Source organism: Corynebacterium sp. L4757 (assembly GCF_043673995.1).
Classification (GTDB): Bacteria; Actinomycetota; Actinomycetes; order Mycobacteriales; family Mycobacteriaceae; genus Corynebacterium.
In genome coordinates, this window is record NZ_JBIMEN010000003.1 from 274431 (window position 1) to 294446 (window position 20016).

The following is a 20016-nucleotide window of genomic DNA, read 5'->3' on the forward strand; positions in this document are numbered from 1 at the left end:
AAAGTCATACAACTCACGCGAGGGCGCTTAAGAGTAACTAACGCCGGTCATCCTCATCCTGGTCGTCGTCCCACTCATCGACATAATCGTCATATGAGTCGCCGTAATCGTCGTCATCATCCTGAGAACGAGAATCCCCAGGGCGCTGGGAAGCCAGCTCCCTTTGAAGAGAATCCAAGTCCATATCAGGAGTGTTGTACTTTAGTTGGCGTGCAACCTTGGTCTGCTTTGCCTTTGCGCGTCCGCGTCCCATGTGCATGACCCCCTTGAGGTGTGTAGGGCAATCCAGGGAATTCGGACGCCCCATCGGCTGTAATCTTGTATATGTTCCTGTTAGACACAATAGCCTGTACAGCCCAAAAATGCCGCACTGACCCCCGCCCTCTGCGCTGACCTGCATGTTTATGAGTCGGTAGAGGGCGTTAAGGGGAGGAGTGCGGTAAATTAAGCAACAAAAGGCTTGCTTAAAATTTGAAGCCTTTAAGTGGGGCGCGACTTATTTGCCGCGCAGCTTATCGATAGCGTTGCGTCCGAGCTTGATTCCTTCATCACGAGGCAAAGAGTCAACATCGATGGTTGCGGCGACATCACCTATTAACAGCTCAGTTGCTGCGGCATCTGCATCCTCGGTGGCGGGCAACGCGGAACGCTTGACCAAGCCCAAAGCGATGGGGCCATATTCAAAGTCATCAATGATGGTGCCCATTCGGCCTACTTTGCGGCCACCTGACGTGATTTCTGCACCGATTTCTGGCATCTCAGGCGCAGAACCATCCAGGTAGAGCAGAACCAGAAGACGAGGGGAGCGGCCTAAGTTTTCAACGCGGGCAATGGTTTCCTGACCGCGGTAGCAGCCCTTCTCCAAGTGCACAGCGCCTGGAAGCTCGCCGCGGCCAATCCAATGCCACACTTCGTGCGGGATGGACTTATCATCCAAATCTGCAGCGCGTTCTGGTTCCAAGTTGCGGATGCGCTCAGCGGTAAATGCCATCAGCCCGGCAGGTTTCAGGCCAGCATCAATCAAAGTGCGGGCCAAGGTAGCCAGTTGGTCACGTGGGATAGCAATATCCGTGCGTGGAGTTTTAGTCCAGGCTGGAACATCGCGGACAAATGCGGCTTCGCTTGTTACCTCGGTAGGTAGCTCCGGTATTGGACCTAAGAGAGTCAGCAATGCCAGGTCGGCTTCTTTCACTTCGACTTGCGACCAGAAAATCATCTTGGTCAGGAAGTCCAAGAATGTTGAGAACTCAGCCTCAGTGGTGTCTAAAAAGAAGCCCTCTTCAGTACGGACAACATCTGCATGGTGAAGAATGCGGCCTTGGATATCTAGATCCAACGCGGTTGCGGTGTAGCCGGCATTAACGTCATCGAGCTTTTGCGACAGCAGGTTATTGAGAAACTCTGGGGCATCAGGTCCGGTGACCGAGATGACTCGACGCTGCGAGCGATCTACCAGCACAGGGGTATCAAAATGTATTGCTCGTTGCTCAACTAGCGGGTCTCCGTAGTGCCACGCGACTCCTTGGGAGTCAATCAGCGTGGTGTCTTGGACGACCGCCGCACCCGGCAATTGCATTAGGGGCGAAGTATAACTCACAGAAGCCACCCTACCTGCCCAAGGCAATTAATGATACCCCTGGGCCATTGAACGCCTTTCAGTCGCTCTGGTGGACAGCTAGCCGATGAAATTGCTGTGCTGTGAGATATTCGCCGAGACTTAATTGATGAGGCAAGGCATAATCGAAAGTATGGTTTCATCTAAGCCGGTTATCTTTGTTGTTGAACCATTCGGTGGTTCGATTCGTTGGCATAATCCTTCCCTCCCACTAATTTACTGGGATGATTATGCAGTGACCCGCGGTGACGGGATCTTTGAATCGATATTGATTCGTGATGGTAAGGCAGCCAATATTGAGCGCCACGCACAAAGATTTACTACTTCTGCACAAGCATTGGGATTGCCCAAACCTATCCTGGACTCTTGGATAACGGCGACCAATGCAGCCATCGAAGAATTTGGTGACGGTGAAGGCAAATGCACCTGGACCTATTCGCGGGGCCGGGCATCGACTGGTTTACCCACCGCATGGGTATCGATCCAGCCGGTATCCGATGACGTGATTGCCCAGCGTGCAGAAGGCGTGCGGGTGATGCTGAGCGAGCGCGATTGGTCATTCCCGTCAGAATTGCCGGCAAAGACACTGAACTATGCCGCCACGATGGCGACGTTGCGGCTGGCGCGGGATAAAGGCTTTGATGATGTGATTTTCACCGACCCGTATGAAGGCCATGTTCTCGAGGGTGCGACATCCACGGTGGTGACGGTCAAGGGCGATAAAATCCGCACCCCATATGATGACACCATCTTGCCGGGCACAACCCAGGCCGCTCTGTTTGATTATGCGACTGAGCAGGGATATCGCTGTAAACAAAAAGTCCTTGATTTGGACTATCTGTTGGATGCGGATTCGGTGTGGCTGGTCTCTTCCATTCGCATCGCAACACGCGTCAGGCGCTTGGGGGAGCATAAATTAAAGGCCCCGGGTAATGAAAAAGAAATCCGGGACCTTATCGATATTGCTATGACGCTGGCAGGCTAGTTTCACAGCCTGCCAGCGTTAAGCGGCGTGGCGGATCTAACGGCTAGCCGGCCACACGGCGCAGCTCAGCCGACATGTATGGGCGCATCTCGTCATCAACCAAACGCTCATCAACCCAGCCAAGGTTGTTGTTTGGCATCAGGCCATACATACGCTTGCCGGGTCCGAGATTCTTCGGGCCGGTTTCGGTGACCATAGTGGATGCCGACTGAAGCTGCCATGCGCGCTCATTGAAGACTTCACCGTAGAAGATTTCCACGACACCATTAGATGAAGTGTAGGTTACTTCAATTTCATCCTTGGCAGAAATACGCCAGAATCCGGTCTCACGGACACCTTGCCCTGCGGCTTTGCCCTCGGAATCGATCTTCCAGGTTCGGGAGCTAAACGTCAGGTACTCGCCGCCATCGTGGGCAATAATGAGCTGCTGGCCGAAGTGGAACTGGCTGCCATCGGAAGCATGTGCCTCGCCCTCGCCCTGCCATACGCCGACGAGCGGAAGAAGGCCCAAGAGGGCATCGTTAAGCGAAGGCCCCTGGCGCAAGTTTGCGGTATCAGGTTCCAATGCTTCATCGGCAAAGGTGAAAGTAGGGATATTCTGCGAAGCAGCATCTTTCCATGCCTCAGCAGCAAGATTGACCGCGTCATTACCGTTAAGGCGGCCACCCTCACCAGAATTAGCTGCTAGCGCATCAGCAGCGGAGTCGGGGATGGAATTCGATGATTCATTGTTGTTTTCGCTCATGGTGCACCAGCCTAGTCATAGTGCATGGTTGGTTCTTAATTTCCTGGCAATTGTCGTTATGGACACCACATTGGGAAACAAAGAAAGATAGTGTTACAGGTGTGCGAGCACTAATGATCCTAAACCCGAACTCAACCACTCAATCTGCTGAACTGCTGCGAGAAATCTTGCCGCCGCTCTTTGCTATTGAGCGCTTGAGGCTGTTTGCCCAATTCACTCAATATCCAGGCCATGCGGAAGAAATGGTGAAAGGTCTTACGCGGGCTGACTATGATTTGATCATTTTGCTCGGCGGTGATGGCACCGTTAATGAAGCCGTCAACGGATTGTTGGGTTCAGCGGAGACTGACAACCCTGCACCAGATACCCTGCCTAAGCTCGCTGTCATTCCGACTGGCTCGGCGAATGTTCTAGTGCGAGCACTCGGATTCTCGGCCGACCCAGTGGAAGCCGCGCATGTTCTGTCTCGGCTGATCAATAAGGATATCTCGCGCACCATCTCTTTGGGCACGTGGAATGACCGGTGGTTTGGTGTCAACGCTGGTTTCGGCCTAGACGCGGATGTCTTGGCGAAGGTAGACCGCGTGCGCGAAAAAGGTTTCGCCGCAACACCATTTCGCTACCTTTCCATTGGCTCTCGGGCGTTTCTTCGCGCGCGAAAGAGTCCACCGAAGATTAATGCCACCGCAACCTCATTTGAGGGCGAGGAATTCTCCATCACGGAAGCACCAGTATTGCTCGCTTCAAATACCAATCCGTGGACATTTCTAGGACCGTTGCCAGTCGGAACGAACCCGGAAAACTCTTTTGATGATGGCTTGAGCCTCTTCGGCGTCACCGATCTTTCCGGACTAGGTGGCTTGGTTGGCGTGCTGCATCTCTTTGGTGCGGACCCCAAGCGTGTGCTGAATAAGTTCACTAATGCACGCACGATTGAGTTCGACCACGCAAGTTCTGTGAAACTTAGCTGTCCCAGCCCGCATCGCTTCCAAGCAGATGGCGAATCCGAAGGCAAGCACACCGTGGTGGAGCTGCGAGCTGTGCCGGATGCGGTAGAAATTTACGCGCCGCGACAAGCTCGCGCCCCACATGAACGCGGAATACGGGAGATTGTCCGCGACTTTATCCGAGTCTTTTAATCCCTCGACTCAGGGCTCGAACTTTAGTTTTCGCGGCCTTCGCTGTCATAGCGACCGTCGATTTCAACAGGTGAGAGCTCTGAGACATCTAACGTGGTGTTTCGGTGCTGGGTCTCAAAAGTGATGGAGCCACCCTGCAGGCGTACAGCTGTAGCTTGGGCGGAGAGCGGAAGCAGACGAGTGTCGAGCTCATAGCTAAAGGCCTCGTGGACTTCTTCACTTTCCGCGTCGACTGGAGTCATGATGAACATTTCATCAACCAGCCGCAGCGTAACTTCAACGGTAGTGGCCTCTTCATCGCCGGGCAGGGTGCCTACCAAGCTGGCTTCGGCAGAGGTGCCAGATGTAGGGGAGATGTTCTTTGGATTTGCAATCTGCAAGTCATTGATATTCATCAATCGGCCCAGTGACACCGCATCAATTGAAATCGCGCGTGACCACGTGGAGACCGCGGCCCCAGAAAAATTGCCGCTGAAGAGCTGATCGGGGCTTACTTCAACATCACGCAGCGTGGTGGACGCATTCACCAGTCCCAGACGAGGTACTTCAATATCAAGAGCATTAACTTCAATCAGCGGAATCTCGTGATCGGGTGTGACGGCGGCGCCGAGATATGGCATGCCTCCGATGTAAACCTGAGGGGTGTTTTCTAGCTGAGCCTCCGCCTTCACCTGCTGCGCCAAGGTGTGCTCAGCATGAATGGCGAAACCCGTATCCACAACGCCGAATACACCGACAACTGCCACGATTCCGCCAACCACCTTGAGCGGCTTTACTGCACGCGCAGGCACAGTTACGGTGGCGGTATACGCAGGTGTGCTCACTATGAATTCCTTACTTTCATTGCTCGTTATAGGAAATCTTACTTAGCGTCACCATGAACACTAGGGTGGGGATATGACTTTTGAGATTAAAAACGCCAATGTCCTGAGTGATCCTGAACTCGCGGCAGCTGTGGAGGCCGCTGCGCAGCAGGCCGGCAAGCACGATGGAATTGATCCTTTCTCAGAACGGTTCTTGCTCGGTTTGCGCGATGAGCGCTTAAACCATCAGCACTGGATTATTGAATCCGATGGCACCGTGGAAGCTATCGCTGCTAGCGATGGCGCGAGCGCTGAGCTATTTGTCGCACCCGAGCTGCGTCAGCAAGGGCGAGGCACCGCTCTGCTTGAGGCAGTCTCACCAACACCAGTGTGGGCCCATGGCAATTTTGAGGGTGCCCAGGCATTAGCCAAGAAGCACAGCATGGAGATTTCACGGCATCTACTGGTGATGGCCATCGAAGGCGATGCATTGAAGAAGGCCGCACAGGTGCCGAATACTGACAAATTGGTTGCTAACTACGCAGATTCGGTTGCGCAGTTTGGCAAGGAGCATGTGGAAAAACAGTGGCTCAAGGCTAATAATGAGGCTTTCTCATGGCACCCAGAGCAAGGGGGCTGGGACATTGAGCGTTTGCACCGGGGAATGGAAGCCGACTGGTTTGATGAGAAAGACGTCATCTTCTTCTGGGGAACTGCCAATAAATCCACAGGTGAATCCCAGCCGGAAATGGCAGGTTTCCACTGGACAAAATGGCACAATGAAGTAGATCCGGGATTTGGAGAGGTCTACGTGGTCGGGTTGGCTGATGCGTTCCGTGGCCAGAAATTGGGCGGTCCACTGCTTAACGCTGGCTTAGCTCGCATGGTCGAAAAAGGTGCTGAACACGTGATTTTATATGTGGAAGCCGATAACGGACCGGCTGTGAAAGCTTATGAGCGTCTTGGTTTCGGGATTGCCGAAAACCATGTGGTTTATGAGACGAAACCTAGGTGAGATGACAACAAGTGACTAGTCTCACGAGAAAAATCGCCGAAATTAACCTTTTGTTAACCAGATGCACCTATTGCGGTTAACCCGCGCCGGATAGGTTAGCAACTCGTGAGCACAACAGCCTGTGATTTCGCTGCTTGTATATCTAGAAATCCTTTAACGGAAAGCATGGATAAACTACGCGGGTTGCGGGGGCAGTGCTCGGACAATCAAACTCTCCAAATTCCCAACCGGAAAGGTTTCCCGTGATTCGCAACTTCAAGCGCACCGCTGCCCTCATTGGTGCTGTCGCTGCTTCTTCCGTCGCCCTCGTAGCTTGCTCCGATTCCGCAGAAGATTCCTCTGCAGACTCTTCCGCAGAAGGCGGCTCCGACGTAGAGCTGCCTGGCGGTTACACCCTGTCCGGTGCTACCGGTGGTCTGGTTGCTGAGGGTGCATCCTCCCAGCAGAACGCTATGGACTACTTCGGTTCCGTTTACCAGGAAGTCACCGGCGGCGACTCATACCTCGAGTACAACCCAACCGGCTCCGGTTCCGGCCGCACCAACTTCGTAGCTGGCCAGGTCGTCTTCGCGGGCTCCGACTCCCCACTGGAAGATGACCAGGTTGACGCAGCAGCTGAGCGCTGTGGTGGCAACGAGGCATGGCACCTGCCATTCGTTATCGGCCCAGTTGCTATCGCTTACAACCTTGAGGGTGTAGAAGAGCCACTGAACCTGTCCACCGAGACCCTGGCTGGTATCTTCTCCGGCGACATCACCTCCTGGAACGATGACGCTATCGCTGCTGATAACGAGGGCGTTGAGCTTCCAGACACCGACATCTCTGTTGTATACCGCTCCGATGAGTCCGGTACTTCTGACAACTTCCAGTCCTTCCTGTCCGAGTCCACCGGCAGCTGGGAGGGCGAAGGCACCAACTTCCCAACCGCAGTTGGCGAGGGCGCACAGGGCTCCTCCGGTGTTGCAACTCAGGTTCAGCAGATTGATGGCGGCATCACCTACGTTGAGCACTCTCACGCAGCTGACTCCGGCTTGGGCATCGCTAACATTGACTTCGGCCAGGGCCCAACCGAGCTGAACGAAGAGACTGTTGGTCAGGCACTTGAGTCAATGGAGTTCACCACCGAGGGTCACAACATGGTTGTTGACTCTGAGGCACTCTACGGCTCTGATGCTGGCTACCCACTCATCCTGACCACCTACGAAATCGTCTGCTCCGGTGGCTACTCCGAGGACGAGGCAAACCTGGTTAAGGACTTCCTGATGACCGCTCTGTCCGCTCAGGACGAGGGCCTGTCTGAGGCTGGCCACATCCCAGTCACCGGTGGCCACTACGACCGCCTGGTTGAGGCTGTTCAGGCTATCAACAGCTAGTTCGAAATCGGTTATTTAGCTAAATAACCAGCGCTTCCTAATGGCATTAACCTTGGGGAAGTAAGCGCCCCCGCTAGCTTGTAAAGTGTGCAGAAGCACCCGATACAAGCTTCGGGGGCTTCGCGCCGCTTAGCCGGCGACTGTGACCAAAAATAGAACCCACGAAGTTGAAGGATTGCGCCACATGGCTGACTACAACTCGACCGCGGGCGACCACGTGAAATTGGAAGATAACCGTAATGCCGAAGCGCATCCGGTTACCGTCAATTCCAGTGGATCTGAGCCTGCAGGTACGAATGAAGGTGTAAAAAAGGGAGGCGTTCGTCGTCCCGGCGACCGCGTATTTGAATTTCTCTCTACCGCATCCGCAACGCTGATTACGGTTTTCATTGCCGCTATCGGTATCTTCCTAATCCTCCGTGCAATTCCTGCACTGAACCGAAACGCCAATGGTTACCTTGGCTTCTTCACCTATTCCGATACGTGGAATACCTCAGATCTTGAGAACATGTACTTCGGTATTCCGAACTTGTTCGCAGCGACTGTAATGATGTCGGTTGTGGCATTGATTATTGCCATGCCTATTGCATTGGGTGTTGCACTCTTCCTCTCCAACTACGCACCAAAGTCCTTGGTTAAGCCAATGGGCTACTTGGTCGACATGTTGGCTGCAGTTCCTTCCATCGTCTACGGTCTGTGGGGCTGGCTTGTTCTGGGCCCATTCCTGTCTGGCTTCTACGAGTGGATTGAAAGCTGGGGCGGCGACTTCTTCCTCTTCGCTACCTACAGCAACTCTCCATCGTTCGCTACCGGCCGTAACATGTTCACCGGTGGCATCGTCCTGGCAGTCATGATTCTGCCGATCATTGCGGCAACCGCACGTGAGGTCTTCGTTCAGACTCCTAAGGGGCAGGTTGAATCCGCACTCGCACTTGGCGCAACCCGTTGGGAAGTGGTCCGCATGACCGTTCTTCCATTCGGTCTTTCCGGTTATATCTCTGGTGCGATGCTCGGCTTGGGCCGCGCGCTGGGTGAGACCATGGCGCTGTATATGGTCGTGTCTCCATCGTCGGCCTTCAGGTTCTCACTCTTCGATGGTGGTACAACATTCGCTACCGCGATTGCTAACGCAGCACCAGAATTTAACAATGACATTAAGGCGGGTGCGTACATCGCAGCCGGCCTGGTCTTGTTCCTGTTGACTTTCGTGGTTAACGCAATTGCTCGTTCCATTGTCTCGGGCAAGAAGAAATAGGGTAGGGGAGAGAAAATGACTAACGTAGCTTCTCCTTCAGAAACCGGAGTTAAGAAGACTTCTGCTTTCTTGCAGATTTCTGGCCGCCGCAAGGCTGGCGACACTACCGCTAAGGTATTGATCTACTTGTGCATGGCACTGGCGATTATTCCGCTGGTTGCCGTGCTGTGGGAACTCATCTCCAAGGGCCTTCCACCAGTACTCAACATCGAGTGGTGGGCCGAAGACATGCTGGGTACTCGTTACGCTCAAGAGGGCGGCGGTGCACTGCACGCTATCGTCGGTACTTTCGTACAGGCTGCAATTGCTTCCGTAATTGCTATCCCAGTGGGCGTATTCACCGCTATCTACTTGGTTGAGTACTCCCGCGGTGGCTGGTTGGGCCGCACAACCACCTTCATGGTGGACATCTTGTCTGGTGTTCCTTCCATCGTTGCTGCACTGTTCATCTACGCTGCCTGGATTACCGTCTTGGGCTTTGACCGTTCCGGTCTGGCTGTGGCTTGGTCCTTGCTGTTGCTGATGATTCCAATTGTCGTGCGTAACACTGAAGAAATGCTCCGCGTGGTCCCAATGGACCTGCGTGAAGCGTCTTATGCACTGGGTGTTCCAAAGTGGAAGACCATCGCACGAATCGTTCTTCCAACCGCCCTGTCCGGTATTGCGACAGGTATCATGCTGGCAATTGCCCGCGTCATGGGTGAGTCCGCACCAGTTCTGATTCTGGTGGGCACCACCCCAGCACTTAAGTGGGACCCAACCTCGGGCCCTATGTCTTCCTTGCCTCTGATGATGCTGGATATGTACAAGGCCGGTCTGAACCCGAATGTTCTTGACAAGATGTGGGGCGCAGCGTTCACGCTGGTTCTGATCATCGCAATCCTCAATATTGGTGCTCGCGTTATTTCAGCGAAGTTCTCCATCAAGCAGTAACGCCACCCCAACACTTGATTTGTTCCAGGAGTAAAAATGTCAAAGCTCGAACTTAATGACGTGGATATCTTTTACGGTGACTTCCACGCCGTACAAAACGTCAACATGCATATCCCAGCACAAGCTGTGACTGCGTTCATTGGCCCATCCGGTTGCGGTAAGTCCACCGTTCTGCGAAGCATCAACCGTATGCACGAGGTCATCCCGGGCGCTTACGTTAAGGGTGAAATCTTGCTCGACGGCGAGAACATCTACGGCAACAAGGTCGACCCAGTATCTGTTCGCAACACCATCGGCATGGTGTTCCAGAAAGCTAACCCATTCCCAACCATGTCCATCGAGGACAATGTCGTTGCGGGTCTGAAGCTCTCTGGTGAGAAGAACAAGAAGAAGCTCAAGGAAGTTGCTGAGAAGTCTCTTCGCGGCGCGAACCTGTGGGAAGAGGTCAAGGACCGTCTGGACAAGCCAGGCGGCGGCCTTTCCGGTGGTCAGCAGCAGCGTCTGTGCATCGCTCGTGCAATTGCAGTCGAACCAGAGGTTCTGCTCATGGATGAGCCTTGTTCCGCACTGGACCCAATCTCCACCCTGGCTGTTGAGGACCTGATCCACGAGTTGAAGGAAAACTTCACCATCGTTATCGTGACCCACAACATGCAGCAGGCAGCACGTGTGTCTGATAAGACCGGTTTCTTCTCTTTGGAAGCAACCGGCAAGCCAGGCCACCTGGTTGAGTACAACGAGACCAAGAAGATCTTCGAGAATCCTGATAAGAAGGAAACCGAAGACTACATCTCCGGTCGCTTCGGCTAAACCTTTCGGCTAGATCTGGTTATTCGCTCTTAATGATTGTCTGAGCAGAAGCCCAGTTCCTCCCTTTATCCCGGTTATGCGGGACTGGGAAGAACTGGGCTTTCAGGTTTTCTCTGCCATGTTGGGCAAGGGCGGGTCTGATTAATTAATTGCGGAATTGGCGCTCAAGTTCAGCAAACCGGGCTTCGACGTCAGCGCGTTCTGATCTTACCTCACGGTCGGCGAGGTATTCTTTGGGCGTCATGCCAGTGATGAGGAATACGACGCGGGCAGCAACGTTAACGCAGTGGTCAGCATAGCGTTCGTAGAACCGGGAAAGCAGCGCGATATCAACGGCTGCGCGGGTAGATTCAGTCCACTCGCGGCGCGTCAAAATATTGAGCAAGTGCTCATTGATGTCATCCACGGCATCGTCTTCAGAAGTCAGACGAAGCGCGACATCAGTATCAGGGTCCACGAGAACGTCACGGGTCATGGAGACCATATCCGCGACCAAGCGCGCGAGTTCCTTGAAGTAGCCCAAGTAGGAATCAGGAACGACTGATTCTGGGTGGCGGCGGCGCGCAGCATTAGCAATATGCTTTGCCAGATCGCCCATGCGTTGAAGTTCTTCAACGATATAGATCGATGAAACCACCTGGCGGAGGTCCTTCGCCACAGGGTTTTCTAGTGCCAGGAGCTCCATGGAGCGTTCCTCGCAACGTGCCCTTACGGCATCGAGCTCATCAGATAGTGTGATAGCTTCTTCGGCGGGCTGAAGTTCAGCCGTCAACAACGCCTGGGAAGCCTTTTGCATGATCGCAGAAACGCCATCGCACATCACGATCAAGTCATGTGCGAAAGCGTTGAGTTCTTCCCTATAAGCATTTCGCATAGGGGTAGTTTAAGCCATCGGCCGGGGATCTGCGCGCCGAAATGAAAATGTCTGCTATTGGTAGACCCCGAATGTGGGTAAATTCAATGATTTATTAGTTCATGTTTGAATTTGTTCGTGTTAGCTGGAGGAATGACATGATCTATCCGCCGGAGTGCATTAGCTCCGCGCCCTCAGGAACCGATTCATCTTCAGGATCGTCTAGCCAGCCATCGGGAAGTACGACCTTGCCCGGGGAGCCCTGACGGCCGCGTGGGCCATCGGCGTCATCGGCAAGCGCTGGCGAGTCTGCCCACGGTGCGAGAAGTTCGCGCAAAGAGGCAAGTGACTCCACGCGAGCAAGCTCGGAGCGTACCTCGCCGCCCACTGGGAAGCCACGGAGGTACCAACCAATGTGCTTGCGGATGTCGCGGGTGGCGTGAGATTCGCCGTCGTAGTGGGCCATCAATTCTGCATGGCGGATGATAATGGCGGCAACCTCTCCCAAGGTGGGTTCAGAAGGGATGTCCTCGCCGCGCAATTGCGCTGAGAGCTCAGCAAAGAGCCACGGCCTGCCCAGGCAGCCGCGTCCAACCACAACGCCGTCACAGCCGGTCTCAGTCATCATGCGGTCGGCGTCGCTTGCTTTGAAAATGTCGCCATTGCCCAAGACCGGAATATTTGTGTGATCCAAGTGCTCTTTGAGTCGCTTGATCTCATTCCAATCGGCTTCACCGGAGTAGCGCTGGGCTGCGGTGCGGGCGTGCAATGCGACGGCGGCTGCGCCTTCCTCGACGGCGATACGGCCAGCATCCAGGTGAGTATGGTGCTCATCATCGATGCCCACGCGGAACTTGACGGTGACAGGAATGTCGGTGCCTTCGGTAGCTTTAACGGCAGCAGCGACAATATTTCCGAACAGGCGGCGCTTATAGGGCAATGCCGAACCGCCGCCGCGACGGGTGATTTTTGGCACGGGGCAACCGAAGTTCATATCAATGTGATCGGCCAAGTTCTCGTCCACAATCATCTTCGCGGCCTTGTAGGTGTACTCCGGATCGACGGTGTACAGCTGCAGGGAACGCGGATCCTCGTCCGGCGCGAAAGTGGTCATGCGCATGGTCTTTTCATTGCGCTCAACCAGCGCACGCGCGGTGACCATCTCGCAAACATAAAGCCCGGAGACGGTGCCAGTGCGTGCTACTTCCTGTTCGCGGCACAGCGAGCGGAAGGCAACGTTGGTTACCCCCGCCATCGGTGCAAGGATGACGGGGGAGGAGAGTTCAATGTTTCCGATTGTTAAAGCCACGGGGGATATTGTGCTCTTGATGCAGGTGAAATGGCAAGTGTGCGTGACATGTCCCCATAGCAGGTCACAGTGTGGTGGGGAGCCATTGTTCGCATGCAGGACAATTGGGCGTAAACTGTAGAAGTTCGCTATTGTGGGCTATGTAACTAACTAAAGCGCCGTTGCTGAAATTTCACATGCCCTTTGACAGGCGAAGTAGCGGCGTAACTACTAGGAGGTAATTAATTTGTCTGACAGGATTGGCAATTACAAGGACCTGGTCATGTCTGCTGAAGATGCAGCCAAGTTCGTTAACCATGGTGACCGTGTAGGCATCTCCGGCTTTACCGGTGCTGGTTACCCGAAGGCCCTGCCCACTGCAATTGCTGAGAAGGCAAAGGCTGCTCACGCGGCTGGCGAAGAGTTCAAGATTGACCTGTTCTCCGGCGCTTCTACCGCCCCTGACTGTGACGGTGTCCTGGCTGAAGCGGATGCACTGCGTTTCCGCTCCCCATACAACTCTGATCCAATCTTGCGTAATAAGGCTAATGCTGGCGAGATTCTCTACCAGGATATTCACCTTTCCCACTCTGGCCAGCAGGTTGAGGAGGGCTTTAACGGTGACTTCCAGGTAGCAATCATCGAGGTTGTCCGCATCCTGGAAGATGGCAACATCGTTCCTTCCTCCGCTGTAGGCAATAACTTGGAGTACATCGAGGCTGCTGACAAGATCATCTTGGAAGTTAACTCCTGGCAGTCCGAGAACCTCGAAGGCATGCACGACATCTACCGTATTGCCAAGCTGCCTAACCGCCAGCCAATCCCAATCACCGAGGTTGAAGACCGCATTGGTGAGACCTTCATCGAGCTGCCTTCTGAGAAGGTCGTTGCAGTTGTTGAGACCAACGCTCCAGACCGAAACGCGCCATTCAAGGCTCCAGATGAGGTTTCTGAGAAGATTGCTGCTAACTTCATCGCGTTCCTGGAGGACGAAGTAGCTGCTGGCCGCCTGTCCTACGACCGCTTCGTTATGCAGTCCGGCGTGGGCAACGTCCCTAACGCTGTGATGGCTGGCCTGCTGGATTCCAAGTTTGAAAACATCAAGGCGTACACCGAGGTTATCCAGGACGGCATGCTGGACCTTATTGACGCTGGCAAGATGACCGTTGCTTCCGCAACCTCTTTCGCACTGTCTCCTGAGTACGCAGACAAGATGAACGCAGAAGCAGAGCGTTACGCAAAGCACATCATCTTGCGTCCACAGCAGATTTCCAACCACCCAGAGGTCATCCGCCGCATTGGCCTGGTGTCCTCCAACGGCATGATTGAGGCCGACATCTACGGCAACATCAACTCCACCAACGTTGGCGGCTCCCGCATCATGAACGGTACCGGTGGTTCTGGTGACTTCACCCGTAACGGCTACATCACCACCTTCGTGTCCCCATCCGTGGCTAAGGACGGTGCAATCTCCGCGATTGTTCCATTCGTTTCCCACACCGACCACACTGAGCACGACACCATGGTTATCATCACCGAGTACGGTATCGCTGACCTGCGTGGCCTAGCTCCACGTGAGCGCGTTGAGCGTGTTATCTCGGTTGCTCACCCTGATTACCGTGAGGAACTGCAGGCGTACTACAACCGTGCGTTGGAGAATAAGTTCGTTCACACCCCACATGACCTGGAGACCGCATTTGATTTCCAGATCAACTTTGCAAAGCACGGCGACATGCGCGGTGAGCAGAAGTAAGACTGCCTCATAACTGAAGCGATATAGCTGCTTAAATGGGCGCGGGCCTTTGACAGGATCTCCTGTGTAAGGCCCGCGCCCAGCTTTATCTAGACCCGGTTTTCTCATTCGGGACAAAGGGTATTAAGATAGTCTCCCGTTGGGCCTTTAGCTCAGTTGGTAGAGCTACGGACTTTTAATCCGCAGGTCGCGGGTTCGATCCCCGCAGGGCCCACCAAAGAAAACGTCGTTGACTCAGGTCAGCGGCGTTTTTATTTTTCTACGTTTGTGTTGGTGGCGTGAGCGTTGGTGGTAAAGCGATTGCCAACAATATTAAACACGGTTTTTTCCGTTTAATGGTAGGGTTTGGGCGTGGACCCTAGAGAATTTGCAGATGAAGCTCATGCTGAAGAACTAACGGTGGTCTCTCGGGGTGGTGAATACATTGTGGTTGGCCATGCCGAGGTAACTGCTGTTGCACAAGATCCCGCAAGATTCTCTTCGCAGGTTTCAGCACATTTGCAAATCCCCAATGGGTTAGATGGCTCGGAGCATGCATCGGCACGCAGATTGGTGGATGAGTATTTGGAGCCACACCGCGTATGCGAGTTGCTGCCACAATTTAATGGTGCTGCGCGCAGTGCGATTGCAGAGTCTGCGGCGGGGGCGGAAGGTGAAACAGCAGGCTCTGTGAGAATTGAAAATCTGGCGCAGCTGTACGCAGTGCGTGCAATGCAGGCTTGGCTGCAGTGGCCGCAGCATTTAACGCAACGGCTCTTGGATTGGATTGATGATAACGATCAGGCGCGTGGTAGCGGTGACAGGGAGTGGACCGCGCGGGTAGCCGCGGAATTTGATGACATTATTCGGGTCGCGGTTGCTGAAGCCCCGGAAGATTCGGAGACCCACCGCTTGGCCACCCAGCATGGCTTAGAGCATGCAGAGGTTGTGTCTATTCTGCGCAACTGGACCGCCGGAGATTTAGGTTCCATGGCGCGCTGTATCGGGGTCATGGCGGTCGCTTTTGCTCAAACGCCAGCCTTACAAGACCGCGTGAGGGAAATTTTGAGCCAACAAAATCTCCAGGGCAAGGCGGAACCTGTACATCGTGAGTTTGACGCCATAGCGAACGAAATACTGCGCATAGACAACCCCTTTGTAAGCAACCGTCGAATCACCACGTGTCCAGTTGATATCGGGCAGACCCACCTCCCGGAGAACGCTCTGGTTCGGATTCACTGGACTGCCGCCAACCGGGACCCAAAGGTCTTTGACGGTTTTGATCCGGCAGGAAACGCTGAAACCAACTTGGTTTGGGGCACTGGACCGCATTATTGCCCAGGAAAGACAGTGTCCCTTTTGGAATTGCGAGCTTTTTGGACACAGGTGTTATCCCGCTTTGAGCTGGTCTCAGTGGACGAAAGCGGCGAGGATATACGCGGTGTCCGCAGTTCTCATGGTGGGTGGGATAAAGCTCCCGTGAGTCTGCGTGTTCGGGATGTCCAAGGAAATGATGACTTCAAGAATTAGGTGGGAGAAAACGATGCCACTGAATGACATTCAGCAGGGTAAGTCCCTGGCATTGCTGCAGAACTGGCTGATGGTTATTGGCGGTGGTTTTGTCCTCATTGGTGGTGCCGTGGCAGCAGTGGCGTCACCGCTGGACTTGGCTAAAGGAAGCTGGCTTTCGGCCTATCTGGTGCTTGTTGCCGGCGTACCTGTGTATTTGATCGGACAGCTTATTCCACATTGGATATGTGGCCGCGGTGGTTGGTCACTCCTAGCGGGTTGGAACCTGGGAAACGCTGCTGTCATTGCGGGCTCGCTGATGTCGTTGCCGCTGCTTGTCGATGTCGGGGGAGTAGTCCTTCTCATCCCGCTGGGGTATCTGTTGTGGATTGCGATGCGGCGGAAAGCCGCTGTAGAGGGTGAAGGAACCTCTGTAGCGATAGTCGGGCGCTGGCTACTCATCGCTGCGCTAATTATTTTGATAGTCAGCGTTCCTATTGGTCTCATACTCGCCCATATGCGTGCATAAGCAAGCGTTCAGTACCCGGGCACCCTGTAGTTGAGTCCGCTTATTGCGCGCTTGCCCACAGGCGCTGGGCAGCATAGCTGCGGTAAGGACTCCACGTACTAATCCTTGCCTCGTCGTGCTTTGAATCCTGACCCAATCTTGGTTCGGAGGCTTTCATCATGCGGCGAAGTACTGCGTCGGAGGTGGGAAATGCATCCTTATCACCGGCGGAGCGAATGGCTAAGACAGCAAGTGTCCAAGGCCCTATTCCGTACACGGTGCTCAGCTCATCAGCTGCAGGGAGTTGAACATGTTCAGCTTGATACCCGCGGTCAGCGAAGAACTGTGCCACCTCATGGATGGTTTTGGCGCGAGAGTTCGTGAGCTTGAGCGTGGCACGCAGCTCATCAAGTGATATTGAGGCTATTGCTTTAGCACTCGGAAACATCCGCAATGGAGCCCCAGCGGTTGGCGTGTTGCCATATGCTTCGACCAAGCGGGCCGCAAAAAGCCGCCCGGTGGCTAATGTCACCTGTTGAGTTAGGACGGCCAAGATAGCCCCCTCAAATGGCGCCTGGTGGCGAACAATGCGGATTCCAGGCCGCTCCTTAACCTGTTGTGAGAAGATGTCATCGCGGCGAAGGTGCGCGTTAATATCCGACAGGTCGGTGTCCAAATCAAACCAGTGCTTAACTCGTGCGGCAACGCCACTGTTGATGGAACTATCGGGGGAGTCCGTGGTGACCAAAACGCCGTCATCGGCAAGCTTTAACTGCACCCACTGCTGTGTGCCGGAGATATTGATCCAGCGGCTAAACTGTTGTGTGGTGGCATCGAAGTCATGTAATCCCGTCACCGCGTGAGAACTTAAATTCGCCATCACCGCGGCATGGTCGAAAGGTCCATTGGCATGCAGGTGAAATCGAGCCTGTGCTGTCATGATGTTGATATATCTGCCGGCCATACCCCTGAGGAACCGCGACGGTGAGATCCCAGCAAATGAGTATCCACTATTCCAACGGCTTCCATGAGCGCATACATGGTGGTGGGGCCAACAAAGTTGAACCCTTCCTTGCGTAGAGCTTTGGAAAGCGCCAAGGATTCTGCGGACTTAGTGGGAATTTCTGCAATCGTGCTCGGCTGCGGAGTTTCTGTCGGTTGAAAAGACCAAATGAAATCCGCCAGACCACCTTTCTCCCGAAGCTCGATTGTGGCATGAGCATTGTTGATGGTGGCCAGAATCTTCCTACGATTGCGGACAATTCCAGCATTATTCATAAGCCGCTCCACGTCATCATCTCCGAAGCTGGCAACTTCTTCAGGGAGAAAATCTGCAAACGCGGCGCGGAAGGCGGGCCGTTTGCGCAAAATGGTCGCCCAGGATAACCCGGCTTGGAAAGCCTCAAGGCTGAGCCGCTCAAAAAGTCCCTGCTCGTCGCGAACGGGCATGCCCCATTCAGTGTCGTAGTACTTCCGCATAAGCTCATTCGACGAGGCCCATTGAGGGCGTGCTAAACCGTCATCACCAATGACAATTCCCGAATCAGATAGGGTTTGCTGTGGTTTGTCGCTCATGCTGCACGCTCCAATGACAACAGGGTTGTTTTTGCTTCTACTCCACCCAAATAGCCACCCAGAGATCCATCACTACGTAAAACTCGGTGGCATGGGACGACTACGGGCAGCGGGTTGGTGGCGCACGCTGTGCCTACCGCACGAACGGCTTTCGGATTCCCGACAGATTCAGCAATTTGCTTGTATGACATCGTATGTCCGTAATCAATGCTCTTAAGAAACTTTTGCACGGTGTGCCTAAACCCTGCGGACAACGCGTGATCCAAGGGAACATCAAATCCCTGGCGTCGCCCGGCAAAGTATTCGTCCAATTGCTGTGCCACAGCATCCAAACGGCTCGGTGCTTCTAAGATTCGGGGGCTGATTTTTGTAGAAAGAGACTCGAGAACCGTATTAAAGTCCTCACATTCAAAAGCCACGCGCACCAGGCCGCGATCGGTAGCGGCGAGCAGCAGCGGTCCAATAGGAGAATCCACGATCCGGTAAGCCACGTCCACAAGCCCCAGATTTTCAGCGTTAGCCACCAACCGAGAATGCAGGTCCGTAGTTTTCCCCGGCTCAAGTGGGAAGAGCGAATTAGTATTCATGGCCATAAGCCTTTCTGAGTGTATTTATTCCGTCTGCCGCCGCGCGTCGAACTGCGTCCGCATTGCTGTTGATAAGTTTCGCAGTCTCGACATGGCTTAATCCGCCCAGATAATGGTAGACAATGGCCAGTCGCTGTTTTTCAGGCAAGTTAGCAACTGATGTCCAGATCTCCATGGCGGCAAGGTGGGCATCGCCATTGCTTGCCGATGCCCCGCTAGCCCCATTCTCAAGATTTTCGAAATCTTCCGGTGCGACCGAAGGTTGTGCACGAGCGCGCCGGGCGTGTTGGCGGGTGATATCGACAGCTTTGCGATGCGCGACAGTAACCAACCAGGCTTCCACGTTGGTATCTTCATCAAGTTTGGGCCACGCTTTAAGAGCGGATAGAAAAGTCTCTGACCAGGCGTCATCTGCGTCCATGCTGGGTCCAAGTACCGCGCGGCAGACCCTCAGGACGGTGTCACCAAAGTCAAGAACCACTCTTTCAAAAGGGTATTTCATGAAGTGTGTGCATTACGTCCGGCATAACGCTTCCTCCTGGTTCTAAGGTTTCTGTTTTGTTCTACTGAGTAGACGTTGAGTCAGAAGAAAACGTGAGATCAGCTCTTGAGAAGTTTCTTGATTGCCCGCATGGCCTCATCCAGCATCTCCTGATCCACGGTGCCGTCTTCCTTCGTGGCGCCAGCCACGCAGTGCCCAATGTGGTCTTCCAGCAGAGCCAGGGAGACATTTTCTAATGCGGACTTCACGGCGGAGATCTGCGTGATGATGTCGATGCAGTATTGGTCCTCATCCACCATGCGATGAATGCCGCGTGTTTGACCCTCGATTCTCTTCAGGCGCGCGAGGTATTTCTTCTTCGATTCAACATCGGAGTTGTATCCGTGTTGTCCGGGTTTATGGCAACTGCAAGTACTAGATTTTTCGGTCATGACCTGCCCTTTCTTTTGCTAAGGGGGGGTGCGATTTTGTCTACCAGTCTACTTCAAGTATATTTTTAGAAGTCGCCAAGCGCGACAGGCCCCCATCGTCTAGCGGCCTAGGACACCGCCCTTTCACGGCGGCGGCACGGGTTCGAATCCCGTTGGGGGTACGGAAGTAATTCCACAGCAAATTGGCCCTGTGGCGCAGTTGGTTAGCGCGCCGCCCTGTCACGGCGGAGGTCGCGGGTTCAAGTCCCGTCAGGGTCGCATTGTGAGTTAAGAAGCGTCAGCGAAAGCTGGCGCTTTTTGCGTTGCCATGGTTGCCTTTATTTAGGGGTGGTCATCGTGGGCGATATAAAGATGTTGT

At 54.1% G+C, this 20016-nt stretch carries 21 protein-coding genes and 3 tRNA genes; 13 read left to right on the plus strand and 11 right to left on the minus strand.

Translation table 11 applies throughout. The features are described 5' to 3' along the window. Positions 1-37 precede the first annotated feature (37 nt). Both ACG98I_RS06005 and ACG98I_RS06010 read right to left on the minus strand, forming a co-directional pair. Positions 38-253: a DUF3073 domain-containing protein gene (locus ACG98I_RS06005; RefSeq protein ID WP_394718899.1), complete on the minus strand. Its 216-nt coding sequence runs from the start codon at positions 251-253 to the stop codon at positions 38-40. 243 nt (positions 254-496) lie between these two features. Continuing rightward, positions 497-1576: a YgfZ/GcvT domain-containing protein gene (locus tag ACG98I_RS06010; RefSeq protein ID WP_394732541.1), complete on the minus strand. Its 1080-nt coding sequence runs from the start codon at positions 1574-1576 to the stop codon at positions 497-499. 172 nt (positions 1577-1748) lie between these two features. Between ACG98I_RS06010 and ACG98I_RS06015 the strand changes: the two genes are divergently transcribed. Beyond that, positions 1749-2600 (plus strand): aminodeoxychorismate lyase, encoded by an 852-nt coding sequence (locus ACG98I_RS06015; protein ID WP_394718896.1) that lies wholly within the window; start codon positions 1749-1751, stop codon positions 2598-2600. Between the two features lie 43 nt (positions 2601-2643). Here ACG98I_RS06015 and ACG98I_RS06020 read toward each other — a convergent pair whose 3' ends face one another. Continuing rightward, the gene (locus ACG98I_RS06020) at positions 2644-3345 is read right to left on the minus strand and encodes an FABP family protein (protein WP_394718895.1); all 702 of its coding nucleotides are present in this window, start codon (positions 3343-3345) and stop codon (positions 2644-2646) included. A 113-nt stretch (positions 3346-3458) separates the two neighbouring features. On the opposite strand from ACG98I_RS06020, the gene ACG98I_RS06025 reads away from it, so the two are divergent. Further along, positions 3459-4484 carry a diacylglycerol/lipid kinase family protein gene (locus ACG98I_RS06025; protein WP_394718893.1) on the plus strand — a complete coding sequence of 342 codons (1026 nt, stop codon included), beginning with the start codon at positions 3459-3461 and terminating at the stop codon, positions 4482-4484. 23 nt (positions 4485-4507) lie between these two features. Here the strand turns inward: ACG98I_RS06025 and ACG98I_RS06030 are convergent, their stop codons facing one another. After that, positions 4508-5308, minus strand: a complete 801-nt coding sequence (locus ACG98I_RS06030; RefSeq protein ID WP_394718891.1) for a DUF2993 domain-containing protein — start codon at positions 5306-5308, stop codon at positions 4508-4510. A gap of 73 nt (positions 5309-5381) precedes the next feature. Here ACG98I_RS06030 and mshD point away from each other — a divergent pair, with 73 nt between their 5' ends. The 5 genes from mshD to pstB all read left to right on the plus strand — a co-directional run bounded on the left by mshD (position 5382) and on the right by pstB (position 10673). Continuing rightward, entirely contained in the window at positions 5382-6302 is a 921-nt protein-coding gene (mshD, locus tag ACG98I_RS06035; protein WP_394718889.1) for a mycothiol synthase, read from the plus strand. A gap of 242 nt (positions 6303-6544) precedes the next feature. Next, a complete protein-coding gene (gene pstS / locus ACG98I_RS06040) occupies positions 6545-7675 on the plus strand; it encodes a phosphate ABC transporter substrate-binding protein PstS (RefSeq protein WP_394718887.1) in 1131 nt (376 codons plus the stop codon). A gap of 184 nt (positions 7676-7859) precedes the next feature. Continuing rightward, complete coding sequence (gene pstC, locus ACG98I_RS06045) at positions 7860-8930, plus strand: phosphate ABC transporter permease subunit PstC (RefSeq protein WP_394718885.1); 1071 nt, start codon at positions 7860-7862, stop codon at positions 8928-8930. A 15-nt stretch (positions 8931-8945) separates the two neighbouring features. After that, a complete protein-coding gene (gene pstA / locus ACG98I_RS06050; RefSeq protein WP_394718883.1) occupies positions 8946-9863 on the plus strand; it encodes a phosphate ABC transporter permease PstA in 918 nt (305 codons plus the stop codon). Positions 9864-9899: 36 nt separating this feature from the next. Beyond that, complete coding sequence (gene pstB / locus ACG98I_RS06055; RefSeq protein ID WP_394718881.1) at positions 9900-10673, plus strand: phosphate ABC transporter ATP-binding protein PstB; 774 nt, start codon at positions 9900-9902, stop codon at positions 10671-10673. Between the two features lie 145 nt (positions 10674-10818). Here pstB and phoU read toward each other — a convergent pair whose 3' ends face one another. Together phoU and dusB are read right to left on the minus strand one after the other, a co-directional pair. Continuing rightward, positions 10819-11547: a phosphate signaling complex protein PhoU gene (gene phoU / locus ACG98I_RS06060; RefSeq protein ID WP_394718879.1), complete on the minus strand. Its 729-nt coding sequence runs from the start codon at positions 11545-11547 to the stop codon at positions 10819-10821. A 142-nt stretch (positions 11548-11689) separates the two neighbouring features. After that, a complete protein-coding gene (gene dusB / locus ACG98I_RS06065; protein ID WP_394718877.1) occupies positions 11690-12835 on the minus strand; it encodes a tRNA dihydrouridine synthase DusB in 1146 nt (381 codons plus the stop codon). Positions 12836-13061: 226 nt separating this feature from the next. On the opposite strand from dusB, the gene ACG98I_RS06070 reads away from it, so the two are divergent. From ACG98I_RS06070 to ACG98I_RS06085, 4 genes are all read left to right on the plus strand, one after another. Then, positions 13062-14567: a succinate CoA transferase gene (locus ACG98I_RS06070; RefSeq protein WP_394718875.1), complete on the plus strand. Its 1506-nt coding sequence runs from the start codon at positions 13062-13064 to the stop codon at positions 14565-14567. Positions 14568-14708: 141 nt separating this feature from the next. Then, positions 14709-14784 (plus strand) — tRNA-Lys (locus ACG98I_RS06075). Positions 14785-14918: 134 nt separating this feature from the next. Beyond that, positions 14919-16076 carry a cytochrome P450 gene (locus ACG98I_RS06080; protein ID WP_394718873.1) on the plus strand — a complete coding sequence of 386 codons (1158 nt, stop codon included), beginning with the start codon at positions 14919-14921 and terminating at the stop codon, positions 16074-16076. Positions 16077-16089: 13 nt separating this feature from the next. Further along, positions 16090-16584 (plus strand): hypothetical protein, encoded by a 495-nt coding sequence (locus ACG98I_RS06085; RefSeq protein WP_394718871.1) that lies wholly within the window; start codon positions 16090-16092, stop codon positions 16582-16584. Positions 16585-16624: 40 nt separating this feature from the next. Here the strand turns inward: ACG98I_RS06085 and ACG98I_RS06090 are convergent, their stop codons facing one another. The 5 genes from ACG98I_RS06090 to ACG98I_RS06110 form a co-directional block, all read right to left on the minus strand. Then, complete coding sequence (locus ACG98I_RS06090) at positions 16625-17503, minus strand: DNA-3-methyladenine glycosylase family protein (protein ID WP_394718869.1); 879 nt, start codon at positions 17501-17503, stop codon at positions 16625-16627. Further along, on the minus strand, positions 17500-18138 hold the full coding sequence (locus tag ACG98I_RS06095; protein ID WP_394718867.1) for a DNA-3-methyladenine glycosylase I: 639 nt from the start codon (positions 18136-18138) through the stop codon (positions 17500-17502). Before ACG98I_RS06095 ends, ACG98I_RS06090 begins: the two co-directional genes overlap by 4 nt. Beyond that, positions 18135-18725, minus strand: a complete 591-nt coding sequence (locus ACG98I_RS06100) for a methylated-DNA--[protein]-cysteine S-methyltransferase (protein WP_394718865.1) — start codon at positions 18723-18725, stop codon at positions 18135-18137. Before ACG98I_RS06100 ends, ACG98I_RS06095 begins: the two co-directional genes overlap by 4 nt. After that, positions 18715-19227, minus strand: a complete 513-nt coding sequence (locus ACG98I_RS06105) for an RNA polymerase sigma factor (RefSeq protein WP_394718863.1) — start codon at positions 19225-19227, stop codon at positions 18715-18717. Before ACG98I_RS06105 ends, ACG98I_RS06100 begins: the two co-directional genes overlap by 11 nt. A 98-nt stretch (positions 19228-19325) precedes the next feature. Further along, positions 19326-19658, minus strand: a complete 333-nt coding sequence (locus ACG98I_RS06110) for a metal-sensitive transcriptional regulator (RefSeq protein ID WP_394718861.1) — start codon at positions 19656-19658, stop codon at positions 19326-19328. Positions 19659-19746: 88 nt separating this feature from the next. On the opposite strand from ACG98I_RS06110, the gene ACG98I_RS06115 reads away from it, so the two are divergent. Continuing rightward, a tRNA-Glu gene (locus tag ACG98I_RS06115) sits at positions 19747-19819 on the plus strand. Between the two features lie 23 nt (positions 19820-19842). Continuing rightward, positions 19843-19916, plus strand: a tRNA-Asp gene (locus ACG98I_RS06120). Positions 19917-20016: the final 100 nt, after the last annotated feature.

What these genes read in the sequence shown, in the direction of transcription:
- ACG98I_RS06005 (WP_394718899.1), bottom strand. Translation starts at nt 253, where the DNA reads ATGGGACGCGGACGCGCAAAGGCAAAGCAGACCAAGGTTGCACGCCAA.
- ACG98I_RS06010 (WP_394732541.1), bottom strand. Translation starts at nt 1,576, where the DNA reads ATGCAATTGCCGGGTGCGGCGGTCGTCCAAGACACCACGCTGATTGAC.
- ACG98I_RS06015 (WP_394718896.1), top strand. Translation starts at nt 1,749, where the DNA reads ATGGTTTCATCTAAGCCGGTTATCTTTGTTGTTGAACCATTCGGTGGT.
- ACG98I_RS06020 (WP_394718895.1), bottom strand. Translation starts at nt 3,345, where the DNA reads ATGAGCGAAAACAACAATGAATCATCGAATTCCATCCCCGACTCCGCT.
- ACG98I_RS06025 (WP_394718893.1), top strand. Translation starts at nt 3,459, where the DNA reads ATGATCCTAAACCCGAACTCAACCACTCAATCTGCTGAACTGCTGCGA.
- mshD (WP_394718889.1), top strand. Translation starts at nt 5,382, where the DNA reads ATGACTTTTGAGATTAAAAACGCCAATGTCCTGAGTGATCCTGAACTC.
- pstC (WP_394718885.1), top strand. Translation starts at nt 7,860, where the DNA reads ATGGCTGACTACAACTCGACCGCGGGCGACCACGTGAAATTGGAAGAT.
- pstA (WP_394718883.1), top strand. Translation starts at nt 8,946, where the DNA reads ATGACTAACGTAGCTTCTCCTTCAGAAACCGGAGTTAAGAAGACTTCT.
- pstB (WP_394718881.1), top strand. Translation starts at nt 9,900, where the DNA reads ATGTCAAAGCTCGAACTTAATGACGTGGATATCTTTTACGGTGACTTC.
- phoU (WP_394718879.1), bottom strand. Translation starts at nt 11,547, where the DNA reads ATGCGAAATGCTTATAGGGAAGAACTCAACGCTTTCGCACATGACTTG.
- ACG98I_RS06085 (WP_394718871.1), top strand. Translation starts at nt 16,090, where the DNA reads ATGCCACTGAATGACATTCAGCAGGGTAAGTCCCTGGCATTGCTGCAG.
- ACG98I_RS06090 (WP_394718869.1), bottom strand. Translation starts at nt 17,503, where the DNA reads ATGACAGCACAGGCTCGATTTCACCTGCATGCCAATGGACCTTTCGAC.
- ACG98I_RS06095 (WP_394718867.1), bottom strand. Translation starts at nt 18,138, where the DNA reads ATGAGCGACAAACCACAGCAAACCCTATCTGATTCGGGAATTGTCATT.
- ACG98I_RS06100 (WP_394718865.1), bottom strand. Translation starts at nt 18,725, where the DNA reads ATGAATACTAATTCGCTCTTCCCACTTGAGCCGGGGAAAACTACGGAC.
- ACG98I_RS06105 (WP_394718863.1), bottom strand. Translation starts at nt 19,227, where the DNA reads ATGAAATACCCTTTTGAAAGAGTGGTTCTTGACTTTGGTGACACCGTC.
- ACG98I_RS06110 (WP_394718861.1), bottom strand. Translation starts at nt 19,658, where the DNA reads ATGACCGAAAAATCTAGTACTTGCAGTTGCCATAAACCCGGACAACAC.